This is a genomic window from Labedaea rhizosphaerae, assembly GCF_004362825.1.
Classification (GTDB): Bacteria; Actinomycetota; Actinomycetes; order Mycobacteriales; family Pseudonocardiaceae; genus Labedaea; species Labedaea rhizosphaerae.
This window is the reverse complement of the sequence record NZ_SNXZ01000002.1, coordinates 1,161,223-1,183,235: the sequence shown is the minus strand read 5'-3', so window position 1 is coordinate 1,183,235 and position 22,013 is coordinate 1,161,223. Positions and strand designations below refer to the sequence as shown.

20 protein-coding genes and 1 pseudogene are annotated in these 22,013 nt (G+C 69.9%); 6 read left to right on the top strand and 15 right to left on the bottom strand.

Going from position 1 to position 22,013, the window contains the following annotated elements; all coding sequences use genetic code 11:
• Positions 1–16 precede the first annotated feature (16 nt).
• From EV186_RS14685 to EV186_RS14675, 3 genes and pseudogenes are all read left to right on the top strand, one after another.
• The gene (locus tag EV186_RS14685; protein WP_133849764.1) at positions 17–445 is read left to right on the top strand and encodes a helix-turn-helix domain-containing protein; all 429 of its coding nucleotides are present in this window, start codon (positions 17–19) and stop codon (positions 443–445) included.
• Positions 446–724: 279 nt separating this feature from the next.
• Positions 725–1,846 carry an HNH endonuclease signature motif containing protein gene (locus EV186_RS14680; protein ID WP_166659177.1) on the top strand — a complete coding sequence of 374 codons (1,122 nt, stop codon included), beginning with the start codon at positions 725–727 and terminating at the stop codon, positions 1,844–1,846.
• Between the two features lie 106 nt (positions 1,847–1,952).
• Positions 1,953–2,816: pseudogene (locus EV186_RS14675) on the top strand (IS5 family transposase).
• Between the two features lie 38 nt (positions 2,817–2,854).
• Here the strand turns inward: EV186_RS14675 and EV186_RS14670 are convergent.
• Genes EV186_RS14670 through EV186_RS14610 form a run of 13 tightly spaced genes read right to left on the bottom strand, consistent with a single transcriptional unit; the run spans position 2,855 to position 16,639 of the window.
• The gene (locus EV186_RS14670; protein ID WP_133849762.1) at positions 2,855–3,421 is read right to left on the bottom strand and encodes a phage tail protein; all 567 of its coding nucleotides are present in this window, start codon (positions 3,419–3,421) and stop codon (positions 2,855–2,857) included.
• A 10-nt stretch (positions 3,422–3,431) separates the two neighbouring features.
• Entirely contained in the window at positions 3,432–5,051 is a 1,620-nt protein-coding gene (locus EV186_RS14665) for a zinc ribbon domain-containing protein (RefSeq protein WP_133849761.1), read from the bottom strand.
• On the bottom strand, positions 5,051–7,012 hold the full coding sequence (locus tag EV186_RS14660) for a putative baseplate assembly protein (RefSeq protein WP_133849760.1): 1,962 nt from the start codon (positions 7,010–7,012) through the stop codon (positions 5,051–5,053). The genes EV186_RS14665 and EV186_RS14660 overlap by 1 nt, the downstream gene beginning before the upstream one ends.
• Before the next feature lie 4 nt (positions 7,013–7,016).
• Positions 7,017–7,430, bottom strand: coding sequence for a GPW/gp25 family protein (locus tag EV186_RS14655; protein WP_243754039.1), 414 nt, complete (start codon positions 7,428–7,430; stop codon positions 7,017–7,019).
• Positions 7,431–7,443: 13 nt separating this feature from the next.
• Positions 7,444–9,315 carry a phage baseplate assembly protein V gene (locus tag EV186_RS14650; RefSeq protein WP_133849759.1) on the bottom strand — a complete coding sequence of 624 codons (1,872 nt, stop codon included), beginning with the start codon at positions 9,313–9,315 and terminating at the stop codon, positions 7,444–7,446.
• A complete protein-coding gene (locus EV186_RS14645; protein WP_133849758.1) occupies positions 9,312–10,745 on the bottom strand; it encodes a phage tail protein in 1,434 nt (477 codons plus the stop codon). Before EV186_RS14645 ends, EV186_RS14650 begins: the two co-directional genes overlap by 4 nt.
• The gene (locus EV186_RS14640) at positions 10,742–11,239 is read right to left on the bottom strand and encodes a phage tail protein (RefSeq protein ID WP_133849757.1); all 498 of its coding nucleotides are present in this window, start codon (positions 11,237–11,239) and stop codon (positions 10,742–10,744) included. Before EV186_RS14640 ends, EV186_RS14645 begins: the two co-directional genes overlap by 4 nt.
• A gap of 12 nt (positions 11,240–11,251) precedes the next feature.
• A complete protein-coding gene (locus EV186_RS14635) occupies positions 11,252–13,558 on the bottom strand; it encodes an eCIS core domain-containing protein (protein WP_133849756.1) in 2,307 nt (768 codons plus the stop codon).
• Between the two features lie 12 nt (positions 13,559–13,570).
• Positions 13,571–13,762, bottom strand: coding sequence for a DUF6760 family protein (locus tag EV186_RS14630; protein ID WP_133849755.1), 192 nt, complete (start codon positions 13,760–13,762; stop codon positions 13,571–13,573).
• The gene (locus tag EV186_RS14625) at positions 13,759–14,163 is read right to left on the bottom strand and encodes a phage tail assembly protein (protein ID WP_133850261.1); all 405 of its coding nucleotides are present in this window, start codon (positions 14,161–14,163) and stop codon (positions 13,759–13,761) included. The genes EV186_RS14630 and EV186_RS14625 overlap by 4 nt, the downstream gene beginning before the upstream one ends.
• Positions 14,163–14,624, bottom strand: a complete 462-nt coding sequence (locus EV186_RS14620; RefSeq protein WP_133849754.1) for a phage tail protein — start codon at positions 14,622–14,624, stop codon at positions 14,163–14,165. The genes EV186_RS14625 and EV186_RS14620 overlap by 1 nt, the downstream gene beginning before the upstream one ends.
• A 14-nt stretch (positions 14,625–14,638) precedes the next feature.
• Complete coding sequence (locus EV186_RS14615; protein WP_133849753.1) at positions 14,639–15,073, bottom strand: phage tail protein; 435 nt, start codon at positions 15,071–15,073, stop codon at positions 14,639–14,641.
• A gap of 15 nt (positions 15,074–15,088) precedes the next feature.
• On the bottom strand, positions 15,089–16,639 hold the full coding sequence (locus EV186_RS14610; RefSeq protein ID WP_133849752.1) for a phage tail sheath family protein: 1,551 nt from the start codon (positions 16,637–16,639) through the stop codon (positions 15,089–15,091).
• A gap of 167 nt (positions 16,640–16,806) precedes the next feature.
• On the opposite strand from EV186_RS14610, the gene EV186_RS14605 reads away from it, so the two are divergent.
• From EV186_RS14605 to EV186_RS39960, 3 genes are all read left to right on the top strand, one after another.
• Positions 16,807–17,418: a Pvc16 family protein gene (locus tag EV186_RS14605; RefSeq protein WP_133849751.1), complete on the top strand. Its 612-nt coding sequence runs from the start codon at positions 16,807–16,809 to the stop codon at positions 17,416–17,418.
• A gap of 76 nt (positions 17,419–17,494) precedes the next feature.
• Complete coding sequence (locus EV186_RS14600) at positions 17,495–17,887, top strand: PAAR domain-containing protein (RefSeq protein ID WP_133849750.1); 393 nt, start codon at positions 17,495–17,497, stop codon at positions 17,885–17,887.
• Between the two features lie 93 nt (positions 17,888–17,980).
• Positions 17,981–18,076: a TNT domain-containing protein gene (locus EV186_RS39960; protein ID WP_166659176.1), complete on the top strand. Its 96-nt coding sequence runs from the start codon at positions 17,981–17,983 to the stop codon at positions 18,074–18,076.
• On the opposite strand, the gene EV186_RS14595 is transcribed toward EV186_RS39960, so the two are convergent.
• Positions 18,063–19,955, bottom strand: a complete 1,893-nt coding sequence (locus EV186_RS14595; protein WP_133849749.1) for a glycoside hydrolase family 84 protein — start codon at positions 19,953–19,955, stop codon at positions 18,063–18,065. The genes EV186_RS39960 and EV186_RS14595 overlap by 14 nt on opposite strands.
• 14 nt (positions 19,956–19,969) lie before the next feature.
• On the bottom strand, positions 19,970–21,733 hold the full coding sequence (locus EV186_RS14590) for an alpha-L-fucosidase (protein ID WP_133849748.1): 1,764 nt from the start codon (positions 21,731–21,733) through the stop codon (positions 19,970–19,972).
• Positions 21,734–22,013: the final 280 nt, after the last annotated feature.

Sequence of the window (22,013 nt, the reverse complement as noted above, 5' to 3'; positions counted from 1 at the left end):
AGTACCCTTGAAGGCAATGGCGGAGTTGACGATCGGCGAGCTGGCCAAGGCGACCGGGGTGGCGACCTCGGCGTTGCGCTACTGGGAAGAACTGGGCGTGATCCCCGCGCCGGCAAGGGTTTCCGGCCAGCGGCGGTACCCGCGGTCGGCGGTGGCGCTGGTCGGCCTGGTGCTGATCCTGCAGGACGTCGGGTTCACCCTGAGCGAAACCAAGGAGCTCGTGGCCGTCCGCGCCGGGTCCCCGGCCGCGTGGCGGGAGTTCCAGGAACGCAAGCTCGCCGAGCTGGACGAGCGGATGGCCAAGATCCAGGCCGCGCGCTCGGCGCTGGAGCACGGGCTGGCGTGCAAGCACCAGCCCACGTACGACTGCCCGAACTTCACCAAGATCGCCGCTGCTCGGCTGGCTGGGGCTTCGCTGGCGGACGCGCATTCGATTGTGCATTAGTTGGCGCGGGTGACTCAACCTCTGGCTTGATTGTTTAGCACGCTGCGGTCAGCCTCAAGGGCGCCTTCGGCGTCGCTTCGCGATCGGCTTCGCCGACCCTTGACCCTGACCGCAGCGTGCTAAAAGGCGCCCGGACGAGGTTGAGGGGCGGTCTGGTGTTCGCCCTTTGTTGGGTTGCGTTGCCGGGCTGCGGTTGCGTTGTTGGTGGCGTGGGTTTTGTTTGCGTTGAGTCCGTTTGCTGTTAGGCCGTTTGGCGGTATGTTGTGGTATGATTGGGTTATGGATCTGGGGGAGCTTCAGTCGCTTGTCGCCGAGCGTCGGCGGCTTGATTTGGCGATCCTGGATTCGATTTCTCGGGTGGATTGGCGTGAGTCTGGGTATCTGCATTTGTGGCAGTTCCTGATGGATGCGCTACGGGTGGGTCGACGCGAAGCCAAGATATTGGAGACTCAGGTTTCGCTGCTGTGCCCGAAGATAGGGATCACGGGTCAGGTAATCCCGCCGCAGCTTCCTGCTGCGCGGGAGGCGATGGCCGAGGGCGCGATCTCCACCGAGCACGTCACCCGCATCGCGAAGACGGTCGCGGCGGTGCCCGCCGAGTACGTCGACCAGGTCGAAGCTGACCTGGCCGAGCTGGCCCGCGAGTTCAACCCCGCTCAGCTCGCGCGCCTGGGGAAGCGCATGGTCGATGCTCTGAACCCCGACGGTGACGAGCCAGACGACCCGACTGTGGTGGAAGCCCAGAACATCCTGGACTTGCAGGAGCGCGAGGACGGCTCACTGAAGGGCTGGTTCGAGCTGGGCGCCGAAACGGCCGCTTTCCTGCGCCCTCTGTTGTCGTCGCTGACCGCGCCCCAGCCGGACGATGACCGCACCCTGGTCGAGCGTCAGGGTGATGCGTTGGCGGAGGTGATCCGCTTTGCTGCTGACTCCGGTCAGGCCCCGGTGGAGGGTGGCGAGCGCCCGCACATTGCCGTCACGGTCTCCCTGGAGACTTTGCAGACCGCGATCGGCAAGGCCACTCTCGACGACGCCCGGTGGATGACTCCGGAGCAGGCCCGCCGCTTCGCTTGCGATGCGGAAATCATCCCGGTGGTGCTGGGTAGCAAGTCCCAGCCAATCGACATCGGCGAATCGAAACGCCTGGCCGACAAACGATTGCGTAGAGCCCTCGCCATCCGGGATCAAGGTTGCGCGGTCCCGGGATGCGAGCGAACACCGAATCAATGTCAGGCCCACCATATTCAACATTGGGCTGACGGGGGATTGACGACATTGGACAACATGGTGTTGGTGTGTCTATTCCACCATCGCCTGATCCATCATGCCGGGTGGACGGTGCATATGGACAACGGGATGCCGGTATTCACCCGACCGGCCTGGCTGCAACGCACCGCTTGACGGCGCGCGCTGTGTCCGCCGCGGCCTCTGCCCAGCCGCTGTTGTTGGCGGCTTAGCCTACGGTGGCCAATTAGGACTGCTAACAGAATGATCTTGGTGTGGTTGGATGCTGCCCATACTGTTGATCTTCTGGGGGTGGGTTGGGGTGGCGCAGCGGCGGCCGTGGGAGGTCGACGACGGCCTGGGGGAGTTGATCGAGCCTCTGTTGCCGCAAGTGCAGCGCCGGTACCGGCATCCCGGTCGTAAGCGGTTGGATGACCGGCAGGCGTTGTGCGCGGCGGGATCTTGTTCGTGCTCTACACCGGCCTGCCGTGGGAGTTCTTGCCCCAGGAACTCGGCTACGGCTCGGGGATGACGTGCTGGCGTCGGTTGCGGAAGTGGACCGATGCCGGGTGTGGCCTCGCCTGCACGAGGTGCTACTGGTGAAGCTGCATGCCGCGGGCCTGATCGACTGGTCACGGGCCGCCGCGGACGGGTCACATGTGCGGGCGGTGAAGGGCGGCCCAAAACCGGTCCGAGCCCGGTCGACCGTGCCCGGACCGGCTCGAAACATCACGTGATCACCGACGGCACCGGCATCCCACTGGCGGCGCTGTTGACCGGCGGCAACCGCCACGACGTCACCCAGCTCATCCCGCTGATCGAGGCCATCCCTCCTGTTCGCGGTCGCCGAGGCCGGCCCCGGCAGCGCCCCGACCAGGTGCTGGCCGACCGGGCCTATGACCACGACAAGTACCGCAAGCTGGTCCGCGCCAAGGGCATCCGCCCGGTCATCGCCCGCCGTGGGGTCGTCCACGGTTCCGGACTCGGTGTCCACCGCTGGGTCGTCGAAGGATGCTTCGCCTTGCTGCACTGGTTCCGCCGGCTGCGCATCCGCTGGGACGTCCACGACGACATCCACGAAGCTGTCCTCAGCTTGGGCTGCAGCATCATCTGCTGGCGCCGACTCAAGAACCACTCAATCTGTTAGGAGCCCTTACTCACTGCACCACCCACCCAACCGGCAACTCACTGCGTCAAGGGTTCTTGGTCCCCGGGCTCGCCGTACAGCTCGACCCGATGCACCACATGTGCCGGCTTGGCGGCGCACACCACCGCATCCACCACCGAGTGCCGCACCTTCGGCGAGTCCGGGCCGGTCACCCGCACCGCCAGCCGCGGCGCCGGAGACTCCGGGAACTCACCGTCCGGGGCCGTCGACCAGCGGACCCCGCCGCTGTCGTGGAGCTCGACCAGGCCGCCCGTCACCACCTCCAGGTGTCGCTGCAGGCCGGCCAGCGTGCCGCGCGACTGGTACAGCTCGATCGCGAGCAGCACCGTCACCCGCTTGCGTTCCATCGGCCAGTTCTCGTCCAGGGTCACGCCCACCCAGCTCGCGAGCCACTCCAGGAAGTCCGCGGGCGCGAGCCGGGGATCGACGTAGGCGTACAGCGAGTCGAGCGTTGCGATCACCGGCGCGAGCACGTCGTCGAAGGCGGCGGTGAGCCGCATCGTCAACGGGTCCTCCTGCAGGATCGCGGGCAGCGTCGCGCCGATCGGGTGCGGCGTCTCCAGGCCGATCACCGTGCCACGCATGGGAATCCTCTCAGCCGATGCCGAACATCTCCACCTCGGTCAGCGCCACGTCCTTCGCCCCCTGCGCGGGGAAGACGCCGGTCACCTCGATCTGCACCACGTCGACACCCAGCCCGTCGTTGAGGGTGAGCTCCTGCTGTTCGGACGTGTCCTTCAGCACCACCGTCTCCGACTTCTCGTTGGAGTAGGTCAGGTGCAGCGTCTGCGGACGGTCGTGCGTGATGAACGCCCCACTGGCCCCGCTGAACACGATCAGCTTCTTCAACGCGACCTTGTGCTGCAGGCGCACGGTGAGGATCGGGTGCTTCGTGTCGCTCCACGGCGCGAGCCAGTAGGTGTTCTTGAACTCGTCCAGCGCGAACTTCGCCGGGTGCCCCTTGACCTGCGCGTTGCCCTTGACGCTCGCCGGGTGCACGGGGCTGAGCGCGGTCTCGGCCACGCCCGTGAGCTTCGCCTTCACCGCGTTCACCTGGTTGACCATCCACGTGCGTGCCGGCGGGTACAACCCGACGAGCATGCCGCCGGTCAGCACGATCACCCCGATCAGCGCTCGCACCTTGCGGCCGACCGAGCGCACCGCGGTGCGGCCCTTGGCGGCGTTCGGCGAGCTCGGTCGCGTCCCGGCGGCGAGCACCTTCGCCTTGCGCCGCTTGGGGATCAGCCGCTGCCACCACTTCAGCTTCACCGTCTCGGCGGTGGCCAGCGACTCCCCGCACCGGCTGCAGAACTTGCGGGACTGCTTGTTGCCCTCGCCGCACTGCCCGCAAACCAGGTCGCCCGCGCTGAGCTTGCGCGTCGGCGGGCGCTTGGTGACCGCGGGCGGCTTGGTCCGCGCGGCCTGCGGCACCAGCTCACCGTCCGTTGTGGACTCGTCGGTGGCATCCGCGGGCAGGTCCAGTGCCTTGGTCACCGGCGCCACCAACGCCTCCGCGCCCTTGTCCTCGGCCGAAGGAGCCGAGGGTGCAGGGGAAGCCGGGGGAGCCGGGGGCTTCGGCGGACCTGCGGCCGCGGGTGGCTTCGGCGGGCCTGGTGGTTTCGGCGGCGCAGGTGGTCCAGGGGCTGCCGGGGGAGCCGGCGGCTTGGGCGGGCCAGGCGGCGCGGGCGGACCGGCCGCGCCCGGCGGAGGTCCGGGCGGCTTGGGCGGACCGGGTGGCTTCGGCGGACCCGCCGCACCCGGCGGTGGGCCGGGCGGCTTGGGTGGCGCCGGCGGACCGGGCGGCTTCGGTGGCGCCGGTGGTCCAGGCGGCTTGGGCGGCCCGGCGGCCCCAGGGGGACCGGGTGGCTTCGGCGGGCCAGGCGGACCAGGTGGCTTGGGCGCGCCGGGCGGCGCGGGCGCACCCGGCGGACCCGGCTTGGCGGCCCCAGCACCACCGGCGTCCTTCTTGCCGTGCAACGCCTCGTCATCGGTCAACATGCCGGGCCCGCTGACGATGGCGACGGCCTTGCGGTGCATCCGGTGCAGGAACCCGCCTTTGGGCGCGGCGGCCTGCTCCTCCTCGACTTCCTTGACCAGTTCCTCGTCGACCTTCACCTGGACCTTCTCGCCGGTCCACTCGAGGAAATGCCCGCACGACCCGCAGAACATGTCCTTGTCGTCGTTGTGGTGTCCACAATCTCGGCAGATGACCATCAGTGCTCCTCGACCCGGACCTGGTGCTCGAAAGAGAAGACGAGGCTGTTGGCCTCGAGGTCGATGCGGTCGGCCTCGTCACCGCGCTCGCCGGTCACGGGGTTCGCGGTGAACAGGCGCACGTCCTCGACCGACTCGACGCCACGCACCTGTTGCAGCACCGAGTACACGTCCCCGGTGCGCACCGACCGGCCGAAGGGCCAGCCGGTGCGGTCCGGGCCACCCCCAGCGAGCGGGTTCAGGAACCGGTAGAGGTCGTTCAGCGCGTCGTCACGCACCCGGGCCATGTTCACCCGGGGCCGCGCGATCAACCGGGCCACCACGGTGACGCCCCGGTAGCGCGGCGGTTCCACCAGCACCTGCGTCCCGATCAGCCGCACCTGCTCCAGCCGGTCGGCCAGCCGCGCGAGCAGGTCCTCGGGCGGCACCAGGTCGACGAACCGGACCCGCCCGTTGTCGACCGCCGCGGCGGGCACCACGAGCACCTTCACGCACCCGGCGTGCACACCGGCCTCGCCGGCGGTGATGCACCGGACCCGCGCCGCCTCCGGCACCGCCTCGCGGGCCAGCACCTCGTAGTCCTCGGCGGTCACCGCGCGGCTGCGCGTGCGCATCAGCAGCGGGCCCCGGTTCTTGGCTTCCTCCAACGTTTCCCCGTCGATGCCGCCGTGCCCGGAGTGCCGGTTCTCCACCCGCGCGACGAACGGGATCGACGACTTGAGCGTGCTGATCGCGCCCACCCCGACGTTGCCGCGCGCGCCGCCGCCGATCGCGTACTGCCGCAGGCGCAGCACCGCACCCTTCGGCGGGACCGCGCCGTGGTGGTGCAGCGTGCCGTCGGCGCCGCGGACCACGGGTCCGAGCAGGACCTCGCCCGCGAACGCGTCGAGCAGGAAGTGCCGGTCGTCCGGGCCGCTGTCGGCGAACGCGTCGACCGGCCGCCACTCGACCCAGCCCTCGGTGGAGCTGACCTCGAGCACCGGGTCGCCGACGCCGGCGAGCACCGGCCGGTGCTGCAACCGGAACACCTGACCGGCGACGCCTTCGGAGTTGCCGAGCACCTCGTGGGTGATCACCTCGGCGTGGATGGTCTCGCCGGTCACCCCCACCGTGCACGCGGAGAACGCCTCGACGGTGGGCGACGCCGAGTACGGCGGCAGGCCCTCCTCGGGCTCGGTGACCCGGGCGCGCAGCCAGGCCGCGCGCACGCCGTCGACGATGCTCGCCTCGTGCCCGGCCGGGACGTGCACGACCACCTGGCCCGACCGGTTGAGCCCGCCGGTCTCGTCGGCGCTGAGCTCGCACTCGGTCCAGCCCTCGCCGGTCCACGCCTCCCACACCAGCGGCGGGTGGTCGGGGTGCACCCCGATGCCCTGCACGGTGCCGCTGAAGTCCATGCGCACGGCGCACCGCGGCACCGGCGTGGTCAACCCGACCAGCAGGTGATCACCCGGGCCGGGCACGTCGGCGAACGCGGCGAACGGCACGCGGTCGGCGAGCATCGAGGTCCGGTCGACCTGCTCCTCGGCGTCACCGCTCTCGGTGCCGGTCCGGATCGCGGCCAAGGAGCACGGCACCACCTTCAGCGGCCCGCTCGTCGAGTACACAATGGACTCTTCGGTCTCGGTCCGGACGGTGCCGACCTGGGTGCCGACCGGGATCGTCATCGGGTTCTCGGCGGGCGCGGAGAGCCAGAAGGTCACGTCGGCGCGCGCGGCGGTCGGCGGCAGGATGCGCAGCCCGATCAGGTCGAGGAACGTCACGTGCAGCCGGTCGGGCACCCGGTTGAGCCGGTAGAGCAGCTGGTCGGTCATGTAGGCGAAGGTCTCGATCAGCGTCACGCCCGGGTCGGACACGTTGTGGTCCGTCCACTCCGGACAGCGTCGTTGCACCATCCGCTTGGCGTCGTCGACGAGGTCCTGGAAACGCCGGTCGTCGAGGTTCGGGGTGGGCAGCGCCATCTCGTCACACCCCTTCGGTCTCGGGAATGGTGTAGAACGGGAAAACCAGGTTCCGCTCGTCGTTGGTGGCCTTGACCAGGTAGTGGATGTCGATGTGCAGCAGGCCGACGTCGACCGGGTCGGGCACCACGTCGACCTGTTTGATCGTCACCCGCGGTTCCCAGCGCTCCAGCGAGCGGGTCACCTCGCGGCCCACGTCGGCCGCATTGTCCAAAGTGGTCGGCTGGAACACGAAGTCCCGCAGGCGTGAACCGAACTCCGGGCGCATCGGGCGTTCGCCGGGGTAGGTGGCGAGGATCAGGTGCATCGCCTGCTCGATCTTGTGGGTGCCCTTGGCGAGCGCGAATTCGCCGTTCACGTTGATCTCCATGGGGAAGTTCCACCCCGCGCCGATGAAATCGGTCGAGTTCGTGATCACCGCTGTGCCTCCCTCAGTTCAGCTTGATGGGGTTGCCCTTGATTTCGACGACACCGCTGCTCTCGATCTTCACCGCGGCCTGCGCCTTGAGGTTGAGCTGCGCGCCGCCGTCGATGTTGACCGTGCCGCCGGGCCCGGTCTTGATGTCGATCACGCCGGCGTCACCGCACTCGATGGTCAGCTGTCCCTTGGCTGACTTGCTGTCCGGCGGCGCCGGCTTGCACGTCAGCGCAACGGTTCCGGCGACCTGGTCGATGGCCAGGGCCAGCGACGCGGTCTTGGTGCCGAGCACGATCTCCGAGGCCTGCGGCGGCCCACCGCCCTCGCCTGGCGGCAGCTCGTCGTGGAAGGCGAGCCGGTTGCCCGAACTCGACACGAGCCCGCGCCACGCGATGCCTGCGCTGCCGCCCTGACCCTTGACCGGCGCGCCACCGAGGTCGTAGGCGCTGTTGTTGTTGACGACGCCGCCGAGCACGTAGGGCCGGTACGGGTCGCCGAACTCGAACCCGGCGAGCACCTCGTCACCCACCTCGGGCATGAACATCCCGCCGCTGCGCTTGCCGCCGCCGGGCTGCACGACCGGCGCCCAGTCCGACTCGTACTGCGGCGAAAGCCACGGCATGGTCAGCTTCACGCGGCCTTTGTGCTGCGGGTCGGCGATGTTGGACACGATCGCGCAGACCAGGCCGGGTACGCGGCTCGTCGGGCCCGCCGCGGCGCCGGTGGCCAGCCCGAGCAGCGAACGTTCGTGCCTGCCGCTGACCTCGAAGTGGGTGTGGTAGCCGTCGACGTCGAACACGTGCTGGGTCCGGGTGAGCGCCCAGGTGCCGCAGAAGACGGTCGACACCCCGGCGATCTTCACCGCGGCGCCCGCGGCCAGGTGCGGGTCGCCCATGCAGATGCCGTGTGCCTCGGCGAACGTGCTGGCGACGTGCTCGAGCGCACCGGCCAGTGCCTCGTCGGAGGCCGCGCCGGTCGCGCCGCCGATGGCCAGGCCCCGGTCGGAGAACACGTGGCCGTGGTCACTGGGCGGCGGACCGAGGTCGCCCAGCGCGGGGTTCGCGGCCGCCACCGCCGCGGGCATCTGCTTGCTGTCGAACACGCCGGCGGCCTCCGCGGGGGTCGCGCTCGCCAGCGTGACCGACGTCGTCGCGGTCGGCTTCTTCGCGCTGGTGAGCTTCGCGGCAACGGGATCCCACACCCGCACCTCGGTCTCGGACGCGAGGTTGCCCGCGGTGATCCTCGGGTGGAACGACTGCAGGGTGCTCGGGTAGGTCAGCTCCACCGGCCGGCCCAATCCCGTGGTGCCGGACGCCTTGCGGAAGAAGAACTTGTCGTCCGCGATCCCGAACTCGAAGCCGATCAGCGCCGCTCGCGCGCTGAGGAACTCCCAGTCGGTCTCGTTCAGCTGGCCGAGGTGGTCGTGGGTGGTCCGCGTCGACTCGATGGTGCCGATCAACAACCCCGCGTCGGTGGCGATCTTGCGGGCGATGTCGGAGTCGGTCATGTTCACGAACGTCCTGGTGCGGGCCGCGCGCTGCAGCCGGTGGTCCTTGCTGTAGCCGCGGATGACCGTGTGGCAGCGCTCGTCGAAGGTCCCCTCGATCGCCGTCACCTCGCCCGCCATGAGCGTGTAGGGCACCGTGGGCGACATCGGTGACGCACCCGCGATCGCCACCGGCGTGCCGATGAGCAGCCCGGTGCGCGCCACCACGTCGCCGTGCGGGTCGCGGAAGGTGATGGTGAACATGTCCGGCAGGTGCAGGTGCAGGTCCACCACGACGTCCACGACCAGGTTGCCGTCCTCAGCGGCGAGCAGACGCTGGCCCTTGCCCACGTAGATGGCGGGCGCGACCCGGGTCAGGCTCCCCGCTGCGGTGGTCATGCCCCCTCCAGGAACAGCACGCGGCCGGGCGGCAACCGCATCGGATCGTCGATCCCGTTGGCCTCGGCGATGTCCCGCCACGCCGATGGTGTGCCGTAGGTCGAGACGGCGATGCCGGCCAGCGTGTCGCCCGCCTTGGCGGTGTGGATCGTGCCGCCGGGCCGGCCGCCGGAGGTCGGATTCGTCTTGTGCCGGGGCTTGTCCTTCACCTGCATCGTGAGGTTCACGTCCGCCCGGCTCGCGATCCCTGACTTGGTGAACCGGACGTACTTCGCGGTCACGCCCTTCAACAACACGGTGAAGCTGAGCCCGCTGCCCAGCTTGAGCTGGATCTCCTTGGCGGTGCCCTTGGGCGACTGGTTGGTGGCCGCCTCTTCCTTGGAGTTCTTCGCCGGTGGGGCCGACGCACTGGGTGCCGCGGTGGCGGAGGCGACCACCTTCGGCGGGGAGTCGGGGGTCTTCTTCTCGCCTTCAGGGGGTGGGATCGGGTCGATCCAGCTCATCAGCTGCTCGACGTCCTCGACCGCTTTGACCCCCTCCAGGCGCAGCCCGTCGATCGTGATGCCCAGTTCACCCGCGTCGGTGAGTTGTTGCTCGAGCGTGCCGACGACACCGTCCTTGGAGAAGGTCACGGTCTTCGACAGGCTCACGGTCTTGGGGTTGAAGGGGAACGTCACGGTGCCTTCGTCGGGCGGGCCGTAGGACAGGACGAGCGCGCCGTCGTTCGAGGTGGACGGCTTGGTGGTGTCCTCGGAGTTCGATTGCAGGATCGACTCGATGCCCCGGTGGGCGATGGTGAGCTTCTCGGTGGCGACGTCGGAACTCTTGCTGGACAACGTAGGCCCGGTGTAGCCGACCGGGAGCGCGTCCCGCAGCCGCCAGGTGTGCACGATGTTGTCCTTGGTGTCGGTGGCGATCATGCTGCTGTGCAACTTGATCTCGACCGTGGTCGAGACGTTGGCGGAGGTGGCCCCCGGCTCGTTCTTCCCGGTGCTGCTCTGGTGCGCCACCTCCTTGCTGCCGCCCGCGTCGCCCCGCATCCACTTGGTCGCCACCTGCTGGAGCCACGCCTCGGTCTTCTTGGCGTTTTCCTTGGTGATGGCGCGTTCCAGCGTCACCTCGCCATAGGTGATCTTGACCGGCATGTGCCACGGGCTGTCGTAGTCGCCGCCTTCGTCGAACGGCTCGGTGTTGAACTTGACGCTGAGCCCCGAGCACGAGGACCAGTCACCCAGGGACTGGTCACCGGCTTTGTCCGGGTCCCCGTCGGCGACCTTCACGCTGAACCACATCGACATGCCGAGCGCGGTCTTGTCCGGCTTCTTCGACGTGCGACCCTTCTGCGTGAACCCCGCGCCGATGGCCGCGGGTGCGTTCTGCAGCGTCTGCGCGTTGGCGAGCCCACCGACCACGCCGAGTGCCCCGGTCATGTGCTCGCCATCCCTTCGTCGTTGAGGAAGCCGGTGTGGGCGAGCTCGAGCGACTCGACCGCGGCCTTGGCGCCGGTCGCGTCGAAATCGGTGATGTCCCAGCCGACCGGGAAGAACTCCTTGAGCGTCCACTCGATCACCGGCAGGCCGACGAAGTCGACCATGAAGATGGCGCCGCTCAACGGTTGCCGGTGCCTGCTGGTCTTGGCGAGCCATTTCTGCACCACGGCGGAATCCGAGCACGCGGCCCGGGACAGCTTGATGTTGCTGTAGCTGATGTTGCCGGAGCTGATCCGCTCGTCGTTGCTGTTGCCCGGTCGCCAGGAAGCCTTCTGCCAAGTGACCTTGAGCCCTGAGACCTTCTGCCAGCTGCCCAGGTCGTAGTCGCTGTCGTCGATGCGCACGACGAACCGGTGGCTCATGCCGACCTGTCCGGTCAGCAGCTCCGCCATCTTCGACGGTGCGCCCATCCCCGAGATGCCGCCGAGGGCCATGGTGATCTCCTCCTACCTGCGGTCCGCGAGCGTGCCCGCCCGCTCCCGGTCCACCAGCAGTTCTGCACGCAACCGGTTGCGCAGCCGGCCGTAGAGCCGGTCGGCGAGTTCCTGCATCGACGTCGCGTCCGCCGGCTCGGCATCGCGTTCCTGGTGCTTCTCGGTCAACGCGGTCACGGCCGCGTCCAGCTGCGCGAGCCGGGTCAGCACCGCCTGGTCGACCGCCGACTGGTCCGATGTGGACACAGTGGCCGGCATGGACGACTGCGACGCGGGGAAGGGCAAGTGGCTCTCCGGGAGCGCCCACGACGCGACCTTCGTGACCTCGTGCTCGACGGGTGCGGGCTCGGTGTCCTCGCGCCGCTCCTCGCGGGCCATCTCCAGGAACGCGGCGACGGCGTCGTTCTCGGCCAGCTGGACGTTGTCCGGCGCCTGGACCGGGGCGGCGTTCCCGGCGTCGGGCGCCGGCCGTGCCGGAGCCTGGCGGTGCAGCAAGGTGAGCGGGGGAGCGCTCTCGCCACGCACCCACCGCTCGGCCGTCACCGCCGCCTCTTCCAGCTCGTGCCCCTCGGCGGTGTCCGCGCCGGGCAGCTGCTCGCCGAGGACCTGTTGCTGCACGGCGTGCACGAGTTCGTGGGCCAGCAACGGTTTCGCCTCCGGCCCGGTCAGCTCGCCGACCTCGTCGGGCAGGTACACCTGCCCGGCCCGGGTGAACGCCCGCGCGGTGAGCGCACGCGCCTGGCGTGACACGGACCGGCCGCGATGCACCGGGACATCGGTGACGTCCACGCCGAACGTGGTCATGAAGACGCTCACCAGCTCCGACGGCACGACCTGGCGCGTCTGCTCGTACCAGGTGGCCGATTCGGGCGCCGCCGGCGGTGGCAACACCGCCAGCGGCGCGCGGTAGACCGGTTCCGCGAACGTCGGCACCGGTCCGGGCTCCTGCTCCGCCGCCGCTTCTGCCGCCGGCGGCCGATCCGGTGCGGGCCGTGTGGCCGGCGGATCAGGTGGCCCCGGGTCGACCGCACTCGATTCGGTCGGCGCTGTGTTGAATGGCGCTGGGTGGACTGGCCCTGGGTGGACTGGCCCTGGGTGGACTGCGTCTGGGTGGGGTGGCGCTGGCTGGGGTGGCGCCGGGTGGATCAGCTCGGTGGCCACGGGTTCGGCGTGAACCTGTTCGTGGAGCAGGGGCTCCTGCTCCACGATCGGCGGCTCGGCCTGGAGTCGTTCCAGGCGAACGGGTTGCGCGGGGGCCTGGTCGTGCTCCGTGTCGTCGGGCTCGTCCTGGCGCGGTGCGGCCGGGGTGTCCACCTGCCGTTGCCGCGCGGGCACGAACGGCCGGCGGTGGGTCAGGGTCGTGTCCGGCCGGGACGGCACCGGCGCGCCGAGGCCGAGCCGCCGCGGTGGGGCCGGGCGCGCGGTCGGCGGCGCCGCAACCTCCACAGTGGACTCTTCGCGCGCCGGCTCCACCGGGACGGCGGGTTCCGGTGGCACATCGATGGCGGCTTCGTCGGCCGGTTCGGCGACCGGTTCGGCGTCGTCCGCGGCGGTGACCGGCGGCCTGCGCAGGCCGAGCTTGCGGCTCTCCGCGAGGGTCGGCCGGCGCAGGACTTGCTCGGGAGCCGGGGGAGCGGCCACCGGGACGACCGGTTCGGCCGGCGGCATGGACGCCGACGACGAGAACCCCACCAGCGCCGCTACGTCGAGCTCGCCGGATTCGTCGGTGTACTGCCGCATCATCCGTTCGAACTCGGTGACGCTGTGGAACGGTGTGGCCGGTGCGGTGGGCGTCCCGACGTAGTCGTCGGTGGCCTTCGTCAGCACCGGGTGGCTGCGCGGTGGACCGGCCACCGGCACGACCCGCACCGGCACGGGCGCCATGGGGGTAGCGGCGTCCTCCGCCACCTCCGCGAGTACCGGGTCAGCTGTCGGCCGGACGGCCCGTGGCCCGGCAGACGACTCGACAGGTGGCTCGACAGGCGGCTCGGCGAACACGGGCGCCGCCACCGTGAGCAGACCCTCGACCTGGCCGCTCGGCGCCGGCGGGAACGCCGAAACAGCAACGGGCACAACGGTTTCGCCCGTGATGACGCGCCGCGGCCGGCGCCGGTGCAGCAGCGACCGGGTGCCCGCGACGGCCGGCCCGCGCAGCACCGGAACCAGCGTGGGCGCCGACATCCGGATCGTGGTGCGGAACGCGGGCAGCTGCGTCCAGGCGTGCCCGCGCACGGCCGGTCGCCCCGCGACATCCGGTACCACGTCCGCGGCCACGACATGTGCGGTCTTGCGGCCGCGTCGCCAGAACGCCCAGCGCATCGTGTCCCTCCCTCACCACGGCATGGATGGCATGGATGGCGCGGATTGGTCCGCCGCGTTGAGCTCGCGGTGGATCCCGCCGATCTCTTCGATGACCCGCCTGCGGGCCGGGTGTTCGAGGCCGAGGATGTGGTCCAGCGGCCAGTGCAGGTAGTAGGCGACGTACACGGCTTCCTGCCAGAGGCGGTCGGCCGTGTACGTCACGATCCCCCCGGCGCATCACCGGCGAGGTCCACCGCGAACGCGTTGCCGCACGACGGGCAGGCCACCTGCGCCTCCGTGTGGCCCTCCTGGTTGATGCGCCGGTAGAGGTCCTGCAGGAACGCGAGGTCCGAGGCGAACAGGCCCTCGATCACCAGCGTGTCGATCAAGGGCAGCGACCCCAGCGAGCTGACCGTGCGCTCCAGCAACAGCACGGTCAGGTACGCCGGGTTCTGCCGGACCCGCGAGTCGGTCTGGGTCGCGATCTCGTCCCGCGCGGTCGCCAGGCGCATGACGCCGTTGCGGTGCACGACACCGTGGTCGTCGACGAAACCCCTTGGCAGCACGAACGGATACTCCGTGCGCAGTGCCGTGTCGGGCGCGGTCAGGTGTGGCGCGCTCATCACGCCGCCACGATCGCTTCGCAGGTGATCTTGCACTCGATCGTCGCGACGTCCGCCGAGCCCGCCTTCATGCTGCTGACCGTCACGTCCGAGCACCACGCGTTGTGCAGCTTGTAGACGATCTGGATGGTCGGCGGCTCCGAGGCGTCCATCACCGTGAGCAGGCCGTCGAGCCGGGCCTTCGGGTCACCGCTTCGGGCGAGCCCGTGCCACGCCATGATGAGCTTGCTGCCCTCGGTGTCGAGGCCGCGTTTGAGCGTGACGGTGGGCGGCTCGGTCTTGCCGTACTGCTTGGTGTGGATGGTGTGGCCGCGGTCGTCGTTGTAGATGTACTCCTGCGAGCCGACCTTCGACGTGATGCCACCCAGTTCCTGGAACGCGATCCGGCCCAGCGGTGCGGGGAAATCGATGACGAACCGGGCCGCGCTGACGACCTGCTGCTGTTGCGTGCCCAAAGGCATGGACGCTCACCCTCTCATCCGATGAGAATGCTGTCGCATTCGATCGTGGCTTTCATCATCACGACGTTCGCCGCCCCGGCCTGCGTGGAATCGATGTCGAGTTTCGCGCACCACGCGTTTTCCAGCGTGCACACGATCGACACCTCACCGGACGCGTCCATGATGGTGAAGATCGCCGGCAGTTTCGCCAGCGGGTTGTTCATCCGGGCCAGCATGTGCCAGCCGAAGAGCTGGGCGAACCCGGTGGCGTCGAGCGCCCGCTTGAGGCTGATCTGCGGTGGCCGCGAGCGCCCGAACTGCTTGGTGTGCACGTTGCCGACCAGCCCGTTGTAGGAGTACTCCTGGCTTTCCACCGTCGTGTTGAACCCGGCGAGCTCGGAGAAACCGAGCCCGGTCGCCCAGCCCTCGCAGGAGATCCAGAAGCGGGCGGCGCTGACCACCGCGGTCATGGCGATCCTCCACCCTTACTCGTCGAGCGCCGCGCCCTCGGAGAACTGCGAGAGGCGGAAGACGACGAATTCGGCGGGTTTCACCGGCGCGATGCCGACGTCGACGGTCAGGATGCCGGCGTCCCGGTTCTCCTCGGGGTTGTTCTCGGCGTCGCACTTGACGTAGAACGCCTGTTCCGGGGTGCGGCCGAAAAGCGCGCCCGAACGCCAGACCCGGCGCAGGAACATGCTGATCGTGCGTTCCACCGAACGCCACAGGAATTCGTCGTTCGGTTCGAATACGACCCAGTTGGTGCCGCTGAGGATCGACTTCTCCACGTAGTTGAAAAGCCGCCGCACGTTCAGGTAGCGCCATTCCGGGTCGCTGGAGAGCGTCCGCGCGCCCCAGATCCGGATGCCCTGGCCGGGGAACGCCCGGATGCAGTTCACGCCGATCGGGTTCAGCTGGTCGTGCTCGCCGCGGGTGAGCCCGGACTGCAGGTCGATGACGCCGCGGATGGTCTCGTTGGCCGGCGCCTTGTGCACGCCGCGGGTGTCGTCGTTGCGGGCCCAGATGCCCGCGACGTGCCCGCTCGGCGGCACGAAGACCGGCTTGCCGCTGCGCGGGTCCATGACCTTGATCCACGGCCAGTACAGCGTCGCGTACTTCGAGTCGTAGCCGGCGACGTTCATCCGCCAGTCCTTGACCTGCTGCGGGCGCATGTCCGGGGGCGGGTCGAGGATCGCGACGCGGTCGGACATGAGCTCGCAGTGCGCGATCATCGCGGCCTGCACCGCGCGGACGCCCTCGTCGTCGATGACGCCGTTCTGGTGGGCCATCATCAGGTCCGGCACCGCCAGCATGGTCACGTCGTCGATCGCCTCGAGCCCGGCGAACCCGGTGCGGTCGGCCGCGTCGCCCACGTAGTCGTCCGCGCTCAGCCGGGCCGGCACCGGCGCCTCCGCCGCCGCGGCGGCCAGCGTGACCTGGGTTCCCTTGCGCGGCACGGCAAGCGTGCCGCCCTTGGTCTCCTCCTCGACGGCGACCAAAGTGGACTGGCGCAACGCGGTCTGCACGTTCGCGGGCCCGCGCTTGGTGGTGAGGTTGTCGAAGACCTCTTCCTTCTCGCCCTGCTTCACCACGAGCTTGAAGCTCTCCTCGCCGGGCTCGGACGGGTCCTGCACCTCCACGGTGATCGGACCCGCGCCCGCGTCAGTCGCCACCGCGCGCAACGCCAGCGGCTTCCCGCCCTTCGCGGCGGGCAACTCGGCTCGCGCGGCGGCGGGCAGCTGCGCGTGACCGTTGTTGCCGGCGTCGGCGTTGCCGCCGCCGATCCGCACGATGTACGCGGCGCCACCGCCGTTGGAGAAGTAACCGTAGACGGCGTGCGCGAGGTAGCCGCCCTCGATGAAGCCGCCGAAGGCCTGGGTGAACTGGGTCCAGTTCGTGACCAGCACCGGTTCGTTGACCGGTCCCATCTCGGCGAAACCGACGAACGCGGCCACCGCCGTGCCGACGCCTTCGATGGGCTTCGAGCCGGAGGAAACCTCCTCCATGTACACGCCAGGTGACAGATAACTCGGCATCGCCCCTCCCAACCACTGCGGGTGTCGCGGTCACTGTCCATCGCCCGGGACCGCTCGCACCACAAGCCAACGAGCAGGCCGCGTTGCCTCATGGGGTATGCCCCGAAGGCCGATGACGTGCCCCGTCGCGACTGCCCCGCCGGCCGGCGGCGACGGATGCTCGACGCGTGCTGCACGACGTGGACACCGTGGTGCGGTCGATGCTCGCCGAGGCGCTGCCCGCGGGGACGGCCGTGCGTTTCGACCCGCCCGACCCGGCCTGGCGGGCCGGGGGAGAGGCGGTCGGTGCGCTGCTCTACCGCGTGGTCGAGGACCTGGCCGCGCGTGCGGCGGCCTGGTCGGACGTGCGCGACGGGAACGGCAGGGTGACCGCACGCGTGCCGGTCTCGCGCCGCTACCAGCTCACCTACCTGCTGACGGCGTGGGCGGCGGACGTCGAACGCGAACACGCCTTGCTGGGCATGGCGCTCGCCGGGCTCGGTGTCGGCACATCGGTGCCGGAGCAACACCTGCACGGCGGCCTGCACGACGTCGCGCTCGCGGTGGCGAGCCCCGAGTTCGCGCCCGCGCCGCTGGACCTGTGGTCGGCGCTGGGCATCCCGCCGCGCGCGAGCATCGAGCTCGTGCTCACGGCGCCGGTGCCGATGCCGGTGGTCACCGAACTCGCGCCTGCGCCGGCACAGGTCGACCTCGGCATCGCCGGGTCGCGTCCACCGGACCCGGAACCCGTGCGGTCGGTGCCGCCGCCGCGCGGCCGGATCACGGAGAGCCCCGCATGAGCGAAGCTTGCGAGCGAATCATGGATGTCATGCGCCGAAGGGACCGGACACCGTCTCGCGTCCGCGAGGTGATCGCATGAGTCAGCCCGCGGCCAAGATGGGCGATGCGGTGACCGGGACCGACACGCACATCGTCATGGTGCCGTCGCCGGGTGGGCCGGTGCCGACGCCGCAACCGTTCCCGTTCAACGCCAAGATCCTGAACGGCTGCAGCACGAACGTCCTGATCGCCGGGAAGCCCGCGGCCGTGGTGGGCAGCGAGGCCGTGATCGTGCCGCCGCACGTGCCGTCGTCCGGCTCGTTCCAGAAGCCGCCGACCAACAACGGCAAGATCGTGGTGGGCAGCCCGACGGTGCTGATCAACGGCAAGCCCGCGGCCCGCAACGGCGACAAGGTCCTCACGTGCAACGACCCGGTCCCGCTCCCAGTGGGCACGATCATCGCGGTGGGCACGGTCCTGGTGGCTTGAGCAAGGCCATCCTCGTCCCGTAGTCGAGACGGGGATGCCGACTTCCCGCCATGGCGGAGCGGCCGGCGAGGGAGCACCCTCGCCGGCCGCACCGTGCCGTGGCACGACCGGCCTGGCGGTGGACCGGTCTACCTGCTGCCCAAGTCGATCGAGCAGCACGTCGCCGACGGCAGCCTCACGGAGCGGTGAGCTCGCGAGCCTGGGTGATGAACACGTCCAGCACACCGTCGCCGACGAGGGCCTGGCGGATGCCCCAGCGGTTGGTGTTGCCCGTCTTCGTCGCCTTCGCCTGGGCCACGAGGGCATCGGCGGACGCGGTGAGCTGCCGGGCCTGCTGCTGGTCGCCGTTGTCGGCGGCGACCAGCGCGTCGAGCTGGTCGACCAGCGCGGCGCCCCACAACGCGGTGGCGTCCAGCCACGGCCCGGCGTCCGTGACGAAGGCCGGGGACACGGCCCCGTCGCGGATCACCCCTGGCGCGTCGGCGATCCGCTGCGCGTACGCACGCAGCTCCGTTGCCGCGCCGGCGTGGTCACCGGCGTTCCAGCGCTGCCAGAACGCGTCGACGCGAGCGGCCAGCGCGGGGGCCTGCGGCTGCCACGGCGTCGTGCCGAACGTCGGCGCGAGGTGCTCCAGGTCGGCGAACACCAGCATGGCGTCGACCGCCCGCTGGTCGCCGTCGGTCAGGTGCGCCAGGGCCAGCGGCCAGGACTTCGCGGCGGAGTAGGCCTTGTCGTTCCACGCGAAGTCCGCGACCCCGAACTCGGCGACCTCGCTCGCGGCCTCCTGGTTCATCGGGTTGGACACGATCCCGCTCAGGTAGTCCGACAACCCGGCCTGGCGCTTGTCGTAGGGCGCCAGCAGCAGCCGTCCGCCGGACTGGCCGTAGTCGTTGACCGGGTAGTTGTCCCACAGGAAGACCTTGCGTCCGTACACAGTGGACACCTGGTCGGCCTGGCCGGTGGTGATGCTGGGCGGCACCACGTCCGTGCCGGTCCACTGCACGACCACCGACGGGTCCAGGTGCTCGCGCAGCTGCGTCTTGTACGCCGAGTCGGCCAGGTCGCTGTACTCGGTCGGCACGGTCTGCAGCGGCTTGGTGCCGGGATGCGTGGCGATGAAGTTCTGCGCGATGTCGTTGAGCAGCGACACCTGCGCGGCCCCGGCGGCCGAGCGGCCCGGAGCGCCGTACGCCGTCTGGTCGGCGGCGCAGTTCCAGCGCGTGTAGGAGATGTCGTCGAACGGCATGGAGAACGACCGCACGCCGAGGTCGTACACCGACTGGAACTTCGCGAACACCGCCGCCCGGTCCGCGGGCGACGAGAAGCAGATCGACACGCCGGGGGACAGCGCGTAGGTGAACTCGACGTGGTTGGCCGTTGCCGCCTGGGCCAGCGTGCCCAGGGTGGCGAGCTGGTCGGCCGGGTACGCGTCACGCCAGCGCGCACGCAGGTAGGCGTCGTCCTTCGCGCTGTAGACGTAGGTGTTGGCCTTGACCGAACCCAGGAACTCCAGCTGCCGCACGCGGTCCGCGGTCGTCCACGGTGGACCGTAGAAGCCCTCGATCGATCCGCGCAGCGCCATGTTCGGCCAGTCCTGCACCGACGCGCCGGCGAGCTTCCAGCTCTGCCCGGACCGGACGAAGAGCTGCCGCAACGTCTGCACGCCGTAGTACTGCCCGGCGCCGTCGCGCCCGGCGATGACGACCTCGTCGCGGTCGACCCGCAGCGTGTAGCCCTCGGCCTGGGTCGGCACGGACGCGATTTCGGGTCCGCCCAGGCGGATCACGAGGCCACCGTGGTTGTCGTTGTCCGTGACCACCTTGTGCACGCCGTGCGCGCGCAGCTGGGTGGTGAGCAGGTCGAGCGCGGGCTTGTCGGTCGCCGAGTCCGTGACGACCGTGACGGTGCTCGGCACCTGGACGTCCGCGCCGTCGCGGGAAATCTGTTGCGGAGTGGGCGACACCGGCGGCAGCGCCTGCGGTGTGGCTGCGGGCGCCGCGTCGGCGACGGGCGCGCCGAGGGCGATGGTCGCCAGGCCGGCGACGACCGCGGCGAGCTGGATTCTCATGGGCTTCCTTCTTCTCAGGCGGCCGGGGGCACGGTGCGGTACAGGGCGACGGTTGAAACCCTTGGCGTGGCCCGGGATTGGGTGACGACCACGCGCAGCCGGTCGGCCGTGACCGGTGCGGTGAGGGTGATCAGCCGGGTGTAGCCGATCGTGGTCACCGTCCCGATCGACTTCCACGTGCCATCGACGCGGGCTTGCACGACCGCGCCCTCGATGTGCTGACCGCGGGTGATGTCCTCGCCGAGGCGGATCTGGTCGAACGTGGTCGGTCCGGCGAGCGGCAGGTCCAACGTGCCGGTGAGCGCGCCGCGGGCCGGCGACCACGCGGTGGTCAGCTCGTCGTCGGTGACCACGGAGTTCCCCGGGACCAGGTTGCGGGCCTGGGTCTGGGCAACGGAACCGCCGAACGACGCCAGCTGGGCCGCGTCGGTGTCGGCGATCTTGCCGTCCGGCCCCGGCGGGACGTTGAGCAGCAGCGAGGAGTTGCGCCCGACCGTGCGGCGGTAGATGTCCACGAGCTGCGCGGCGGTCTTGGGCTGCTGGCTCGGGTGGAAGAACCAGCCGGGCCGGATCGAGACGTCGGACTCGGCGGGCGCCCACTGCACGTAGCGCACCGACGGATCGGCGAGCACCGTGCGGGACCCGAGGTCAGTGGCCGTCGCGCCACCGAGGAACAGCTCCTCGTTGTGCGCGGTGTTCGGGTCGCCGGTGGTGGGCAGCGCGCTCCACTCGGTCGTGCGGGCCGAACCGCCCTCGTTGCCGACCCAGCGCACGCCGGCGGGACCGGCGAACGTCACGGTGTCCGGCGACAGCTTGTGGATCATCGAGAACCAGGTGGTGAAGTCGTAGGTCTCGCTGATCCCGCGGTCGCGCCACGGGTTCGCGCCGTCGAGCCACAGCTCGTCGATCGGGCCGTACTGGGTGAAGAGCTCGTAGAGCTGGTTCAAGTAATAGGCGTTGTAGTCGTCCTCCTGGACCGTGAACTTCGGCAGCTCGCCGTGCGCGAGCGCGGCCGCACGGTCGTCGTTCGGGACCAGCGTGGGGATCGTGCGTTGCGTGATCGCGCTGCCGCTGCCGTAGCGGCCCTCGCCGCGGGGCGCGCTGTCGCGGTCGTCCCAGGTCGCCTGCTCCTCGATGGAAAGCGGTTGGCCGGCCTGGACCTTCGCCGCGATCCGCTGGACCTCGCTCGCGAAGAACGCCTTGGGCAGCTCGGCGCCGTCTGCGGGGGAGAGGTAGACGCCGATCTTCAGGCCCTGCGCGCGGGCCGAGTCGATGTAGTCGCGCAGGACGTCACCGCGCGGGTTGGCGCCGTTCGCCCACCACGGGCTCGCGACGACCGAGTGGTTGGTGTAGCGCGTCGGGTAGAGCACGAACCCGTCGTGGTGCTTGACGGTCAGCATCACCTGCGTGACGCCCGCGGCCTTGAGCGAGCGCATCCACTGGTCGGTGTCGACCACCGGCGGGTCGAAGCGCGACTCGGGTTCCGCGCCGGAGCCCCATTCGCGGTCGGTGAACGTGTTCATGCCGAAGTGGGTGAACGCGGTGACCGGCCGCTGCTGCCACGCGACCTGCCCTTCGCGCGGGACGACGTTGGCCGCCTTGGCCAGCACGCGGTCGAAGTCGTCGCAGGGCAGCACCTGCATGATCGAGGCGGGTTTGATGGCGCCGGTGCAGCCACTGCTCTGCGGGGCTGCGGCGGCGGGAACGCTTGCGGCACTGAAAACTGCGGCGAGCACTGCGCCGGCGGCGACAAGACCGCGCACCGTCGAAGTCGGCATCTGCTTCCTCCTGGAGAGGCCAGCGGGGGTCTTCCCGGCGAACCTTAGGCGGGCTAAGCATCAGATGTCTAGACCTATTTCGATGCAGTTGGAGCGGTCAACAGGCGTTGGTGGCGCTGAGTGATCGGATCTTTGGTCACAAGAGGGAAGCTCGATGTGGTCAATTGACCACATCGGACGGTGTGGGCCGAATGGCGTCAAGAACGTCCAATCAGTTGATTGATTCACCGAGTAGCGCGGGCTTACGGTGCTCCTTGGCCACACCTCGGCCAGCGTCGAT